6 protein-coding genes are annotated in these 6555 nt (G+C 67.2%); 4 read left to right on the plus strand and 2 right to left on the minus strand.

Translation table 11 applies throughout. The annotated features are described in order from the left end of the window. Window positions 1–554 (minus strand): glutathione S-transferase (locus EJC49_RS25220; protein ID WP_148106341.1); only part of this gene is annotated, 554 nt, incomplete at its 3' end. Window positions 555–775: 221 nt separating this feature from the next. Between EJC49_RS25220 and EJC49_RS25225 the strand changes: the two genes are divergently transcribed. The 4 genes from EJC49_RS25225 to EJC49_RS25240 all read left to right on the plus strand — a co-directional run bounded on the left by EJC49_RS25225 (window position 776) and on the right by EJC49_RS25240 (window position 5892). Further along, window positions 776–2257 carry an ABC transporter substrate-binding protein gene (locus EJC49_RS25225; RefSeq protein ID WP_126702681.1) on the plus strand — a complete coding sequence of 494 codons (1482 nt, stop codon included), beginning with the start codon at window positions 776–778 and terminating at the stop codon, window positions 2255–2257. Window positions 2258–2453: 196 nt separating this feature from the next. Then, window positions 2454–3401, plus strand: coding sequence for an ABC transporter permease (locus EJC49_RS25230; protein WP_126702682.1), 948 nt, complete (start codon window positions 2454–2456; stop codon window positions 3399–3401). Further along, entirely contained in the window at window positions 3398–4267 is an 870-nt protein-coding gene (locus tag EJC49_RS25235; protein ID WP_126702683.1) for an ABC transporter permease, read from the plus strand. Before EJC49_RS25230 ends, EJC49_RS25235 begins: the two co-directional genes overlap by 4 nt. Then, window positions 4267–5892 carry an ABC transporter ATP-binding protein gene (locus EJC49_RS25240; protein ID WP_126702684.1) on the plus strand — a complete coding sequence of 542 codons (1626 nt, stop codon included), beginning with the start codon at window positions 4267–4269 and terminating at the stop codon, window positions 5890–5892. Before EJC49_RS25235 ends, EJC49_RS25240 begins: the two co-directional genes overlap by 1 nt. A gap of 6 nt (window positions 5893–5898) precedes the next feature. Here EJC49_RS25240 and EJC49_RS25245 read toward each other — a convergent pair whose 3' ends face one another. Then, a complete protein-coding gene (locus EJC49_RS25245) occupies window positions 5899–6330 on the minus strand; it encodes a tellurite resistance TerB family protein (protein ID WP_126702685.1) in 432 nt (143 codons plus the stop codon). Window positions 6331–6555 lie beyond the last annotated feature (225 nt).

A 6555-nucleotide genomic window follows, 5' to 3' on the forward strand; every position in this document is an offset into this window, starting at 1 on the left:
ATGCGGGTCAACCCCGCCTCGACCGGAAAGCTCATCGCGATGTCGGCGGCCGAAAACGTCGGGCCGGCGAAGTACCCGTCCCGGAGAAGCTCGGCCTTCCAGAACGCCAGATGATCGGCGAGTTGCGGATCGATCAGCCTGGCGTTGACGCCCCCCGAGATCATTCGGGCGAATGGCCGCAGGAGAAACGGCATCTGAGAAGGCAGACGCGTGAAGATGAGCTTCATGACGAGAAGCGGCATCGCCGAGCCCTCGGCATAGTGCATCCAGTAGGTGTAGCGCAGCCGTTCCTCGGTTCCGGCGGCCGGACGAAGGTTCTCGCCGCCGTGCCTCTCCACGAGGTACTCGGTGATCGCGCCGCTCTCGGCGATGACCCTGCCGTCGTCCTCGATCACCGGCGATTTTCCGAGCGGATGGACCGCCTTGAGGCTCTCCGGCGCGCGAAACTCTTTCGTCCGGCGATAGGTGCGGACCTCGTAGTCGAGACCGAGTTCCTCGAGCAGCCACAGAACGCGATGGGCGCGCGACTTTTCCAAATAGTGGACGACGATCATCGGCAGGTCTCGTGGTTGCAGCTCGGAGCGGCTCTTCTACCGCGTGAACGCGGCGCGATCCAATCCAAACGCCATCGGCAGTTGCCCGCAAAAACAGCACGCAGGCAAGCGCGCCGCGAAAAATCGGTCGTGGAACGCTGGTCCAAGCGAAACGCGATTTACTCCCGCTAAAAATCGCGCTTTGATCGATCACCGATCCGGCAACAATGGGAGCAATAACAATGACCGCCTGGAAAAGCATACTGGCTGCGACAGCGCTGGCGCTGGCCTCGTCGACCGCGGCGCTCGCCGCCCGCACCGACGTGGTCATCGGCATCGTGCTGGAGCCGCCGCATCTCGACCCGACTGCCGGAGCCGCAGCCGCCATCAAGGAAGTAGGCTACGCGAACGTGTTCGAGGGGCTGACCCGGATCAACTCCGACGGTTCCGTGTCGCCGGCGCTGGCGCAGAGCTGGACGATTTCGGATGACGGCAAGGTGTATACGTTCAAGCTGCAGGACGGCGTCAAGTTCCACGACGGCACCGACTTCAATGCCGAGGACGTCAAGTTCTCGCTCGACCGCGCCCGTGCCGAGGATTCGGTCAATCCGCAGAAGCAGCTCTTCGCGGCGATCGACACCGTCGAAGCCACGGACGCGACGACCGTCACGGTGACGCTGAAGAACCCGCAGGGTGCGTTCCTCTACAACATGGGCTGGGGCGAGGCAGTGATCGTTGCGCCCGAAAGCGCAGACGGGAACAAGGAAACGCCAATCGGCACCGGCCCCTTCAAGTTCGACAACTGGGCGAAAGGCTCGTCGATCACCATCGTCAAGAACCCCGACTACTGGGGCGAGGCAGTGGCGCTCGAGAAGGCTGAGTTCCGCATCATTCCGGACGCGGCGGCCGCCATCCCGGCGCTTCTGTCGGGCGACGTGCATGCCTTCTCCAACATGCCGGCGGGCGATGCCCTGCCGCAGATCGAAGCCGATTCACGTTTCAAGGTCGTGCTCGGCTCGACCGAGGGTGAAACGGTGCTTTCGACCAACAACAAGAAGGCGCCGTTCGACAAGCTGGAAGTGCGCCAAGCCATCGCGCACGCGCTCAACCGCGAGGAGATCATCGCCGGCACGCCCCCCGGGCTCGGCACGCCGATCGGCTCGCACTTCGCGCCTCACCACCCGGCCTATGTCGACCTGACCGGCACCTATCCCTATGACCCGGCCAAGGCGAAGGAACTGCTGGCGGCCGCCGGCTTCCCGGACGGGTTTTCGGCGACGATCAAGCTGCCGCCGCCCGCCTATGCCCGCGAGGGCGGGCAGATCATCGCCGCGCAGCTTCGCCAGGTCGGCATCAATCTCGAGATCATTCCGGTGGAATGGGCCGACTGGCTGGGACAGGTCTTCACCGAGAAGGACTACGATCTCTCGATCGTCAGCCATGTCGAGCCGATGGATATCGGGATCTATGCGCGGCCTGACTACTACTTCCAGTACGAGAACGCGGATTTCGACGCCATCATCGCCGAACTGGACGTGACGGCCGACGAGACCAAGCGCTATGATCTCTACAAGCAGGCGCAGGAGATGCTCGCCAAGGACGCGGTGAACGGCTTCCTGTTCCAGCTGCCCAAGGTGGGCGTGTGGGACGCCAAGCTGGAAGGCATGTGGGAGAACTGGCCGCTGGCCGTCTCCGACCTGACCAAGGTGCACTGGACCGAGTGACAGCGACGGTCTCCCGTCCGCGCCAGGACGAGACAACACAAAAGGGGTGGGTGGCCGTCATCGACGGCCACCCCGCTCCGAACGTTCCCCGTCTCGTCCTCACGCTTCCGGCCGCCTCCCCTCCGGCCGGCCTCGCCCGCATCCGCCATGACCGCCGCCGCGCTTCGCGCCGTGCGACGGAAACGATCCGCCTGCCATGATCCCCTTCCTCGCCAGACGTCTCCTGACCGGCCTTGCGACGCTCCTGCTGGCGTCCGTGGTCGTGTTTGCCGTGCTCGAGATCCTGCCCGGAGATCCGGCGCTGCTGATGCTCGGCATGAACGCGTCTCCCGAAGCGCTGGCCACGCTGCGCGAGCAACTCGGGCTGAACGATCCCGTGATGGTGCGCTATGTCAGCTGGATTCTGGGGCTCCTCACGGGCGATTTCGGTCGCTCCTTCACCTATTCCTCGCCGGTCATCGACCTGATCGCCGAACGAGCGGTCGTCTCGCTGCCGCTGGCCGTGATCTCGCTCCTGCTTTCCACCGCCATCGCCATCCCGGTCGGCATCTTTGCCGCCGCGCGCCGCGGCAAGGCCGCCGACACGCTGTCGATGGGCGCCGCGCAAGTCGGCGTCGCGGTGCCCAACTTCTGGTTCGCGCTGATCCTGGTCTATATCTTCGCAGTCTGGCTCCAGCTCGTACCGGCAGGCGGCTTCCCAGGCTGGAAGGCCGGGCTGTGGCCGGGCCTGAAGGCGCTGATCCTGCCCTCCGTGGCGCTCGCCCTGCCGCAGGCCGCCATCCTTGCCCGCGTGACCCGATCGGCCATGCTGGAGGTGCTGGGCGAGGACTACATCCGCACCGCGCGCGCCAAGGGCATGCCGCGACGCCACGTCCTGTGGCGGCACGCGCTGCGCAACGCGATGATCCCGGTCCTGACGATCCTCGGGCTGCAATTCGCCTTCCTGCTCGCCGGGACGATCATCATCGAGAACGTGTTCTACCTGCCCGGCCTCGGCCGCCTCGTCTTCCAGGCCATCACGCAGCGCGACCTGATCGTGGTCGAAGGGGTGGTGATGCTGCTGGTCGCCTCGGTCATTTTCGTCAACATCGTCGTCGACATCTGCTACGCGCTGGTCGATCCCCGCCTGAGGTCGAACGCGTGAGCGCCGAACCGACGTCCCCGGCACCGACCGACGGATCCTTCGTCGCCGCGGCGCTTTCGAACCGCTCCTTCGTGGCGGGCCTGTTCATCACCGGCCTGATCGCGGCGATGGCGCTGGTCTCCTTCGTCTGGACACCCTACGACGTGACGCAGCTGGTCGTGGCCGACCGCATGAAGACGCCGTCGGCGCAGCACTGGTTCGGGACCGACCATTTCGGCCGCGACATCCTGGCCATGATCATGGTCGGGGCGCGCAACTCGATCGCCGTGGCGGTGGTGGCCGTCGGCATCGGCATGGGCATCGGCGTACCGCTCGGCTGCTGGGCCGCGGCGCGCGGCGGCTTCGTCGACGAGGCGCTGATGCGCTTCAACGATCTCGTCTTCGCCTTTCCGGCGCTCTTGTCGGCCGTGCTGATCACGGCGATCTTCGGGCCGGGCGCCATCAACGCCATCATCGCCATCGGCATCTTCAACATCCCGGTGTTCGCGCGCGTGGCGCGCGCCGGGGCGCTGTCGGTCTGGCCGCGCGAATACATCCTCGCGGCGCGGGCCGCCGGCAAGGGCAAGGTGCTGATCACCATCGAACACATCCTTCCCAACATCGCGTCGATCCTCCTGGTGCAGGGCACCATCCAGTTCGCGCTCGGCATCCTGGCCGAGGCCGGCCTGTCCTACCTGGGTCTCGGCACGCAGCCGCCGATGCCGTCCTGGGGACGCATGCTGTTCGACGCCCAAACGCGCATGATGGTGGCGCCGCACCTGGCGCTGTTTCCCGGCTTCGCCATCATCGTCACCGTGCTCGGGCTGAACCTGCTCGGCGACGGCCTGCGCGACGTGCTCGACCCAAGGCTGAGGCGCGAACGCTGATGGCGCTGATCGAGATCGAGAAACTGTCGCTGTCGATCGGCCGCGTGCCGATCCTGAAGAGCATCGACCTGACGATCGGGGCCGGCGAGACCATGGGGCTGGTCGGCGAATCGGGCTCCGGCAAGTCGATGACGGCGCTGACGCTGATGCGGCTCCTGCCCGATGCCGCGAGGGCGACCGGCCGCGTCACCTTCGACGGCATCGACATCCTCGCCGCACCGGAAGCCGCCATGTGCCGGCTGCGCGGCAACGACATCGGCATGGTGTTCCAGGAGCCGATGACGGCGCTGAACCCGGTCAAGACGATCGGCGAGCAGGTGGCCGAGGGCATCCGCTGGCACACGGGCGCGAACCGCGCCGACGCCGAGGCTTCCGCCCGGCGCATGCTCGAACGCGTCGGCCTGCCGGAGGCGAAGTTCCCGCTGACGCGCTATCCGCACCAGCTGTCGGGCGGCCAGCGCCAGCGCGTCGTCATCGCCATCGCCTGCGCGCTGAAGCCGAAGCTGCTGGTCGCCGACGAGCCGACGACCGCGCTCGACGTGGTGCTGCAAAAGCAGATCCTCGACCTCCTGCGCGGCCTCGTGGCCGAGGACCGGATGGGGCTGCTTCTGATTTCCCACGACCTGGCCGTCGTCACCGACATGGCCGACCGCATCACCGTCATGCGGCACGGCGAGGTGATGGAGGAAGGCGAGACGGCGCAAACGCTGTCGGCGCAGGTGCATCCCTACACCCGCCAGCTCGCCGAGGCCTCCATGCACGTGCCGGCGCGGCCGAACCGCCACGCCGCCCAGGCCGGCGGCGACAACCTGCTCGAGGTCGACGCGGTGGTGCGCGACTATCCCGGCCGGCGACGCGCGCTGTTTGCCCCGGCGGAGAAATTCCGCGCCGTCGACCACGTCTCGTTTTCCATGAAGCCCGGCCAGTCGGTGGCCCTCGTCGGCAGATCGGGCTGCGGCAAGTCCACGCTGGCGCGCATGATCCTCGCGCTCGACAGGCCGACGGGCGGCGACATCCGCTTTCTCGGCGCCTCGCTGACCAGCAAGAGCGAGGCCGAGCTGAAACCTTACCGGCGCAACATGCAGGTGGTGTTCCAGGATCCCTACGGCTCGTTCAACCCGCGCCACAAGGTGGAGCGGCTGGTGGCGGAGCCGCTCCATCTCCTGGACAGCCAGCCCTCGCCGGCCGAACGGCGCGAGATGGTGGCCGAGGCGCTGCACGAGGTGGGGCTGCGCGCGCCCGACATGGACAAGTATCCGCACGAATTTTCCGGCGGGCAGCGGCAGCGCATCTCGATCGCCCGGGCGATCATCACGCGGCCGAAGCTGGTGGTCGCCGACGAGCCGGTGTCGGCGCTGGACGTCTCGATCCGCGCCCAGGTGCTCGACCTCTTCGCCGAGCTGAACCAGAAGCTCGGCGTCGCCTACCTGTTCATCACCCACGACCTGACAGTGGCGCGCGCCATCACCGACGAGGTGATGGTGATGCATGACGGCCGGATCGTCGAGACCGGCCGCACCGACGCGGTGCTGGACGATCCGCAATCGGAGGCGGCCAGGGACCTGGTCGCCGCCGCGCCCGACCTGAAGCGGGCGATCCGGCGGCGGCTGCACGAGCAGGGGTAGCGGCCCTCACACCTCCGATCCCACGATGTCCTTCGGATCGAGACCCAGCACCTCCAGCGTCCGCTTCAGGAGCCGCACCTCGTGCTCGGACAGGTCCTCGTCGGCCTTGGCGATCTCGGCCAGATGCCGGCCGAGCTGGACGCGGCGGTCGTGGTCGAGCGTCCGGAACAGCGCCAGCGCCTGCGTGCCGGTGGTCTCGTAGCCGTAATCCTGCAGGTAGCGGATGACGCCGACCAGGCTCTCCTTCGGGATGCCGAAGGATTCGATGCAGATGCGCCTGAAGGTCTCGAGCTCCTTTTCCTCGACCGTGCCGTCGGCCAGGATCATGCGGAAGAGCAGCAGCAGCTCGGCGGTCAGCACCGGATCGTCGGCGACGCGGCGAATGCCGGGATCGCCCTCGAAGAGCTGCCTGATCCGCGACAGAAATCCTTCCGACATGGCCCGTCCCCGTTGTTGCCTGCGCGAGGTTAGCGGGATTCCGCCAGGAGGCAAACGGCCATCGCGGCCGGGCCGGCCCTTTGCGCGGCGGAACCGGTCCTGGCGGGCATGGCGTGGTTCCTTTTCGGCGGCATGGCGTGGCTCCTGTCGGATGGACGCGCGCGGGCGTTCCCGCGCCGCGAAACGGCCGGGTGATGGGTCGGGAGACGGCGCAGGGCATTGCGT

The organism is Aquibium carbonis (assembly GCF_003970795.1).
GTDB classification, from domain to species: domain Bacteria; phylum Pseudomonadota; class Alphaproteobacteria; order Rhizobiales; family Rhizobiaceae; genus Aquibium; species Aquibium carbonis.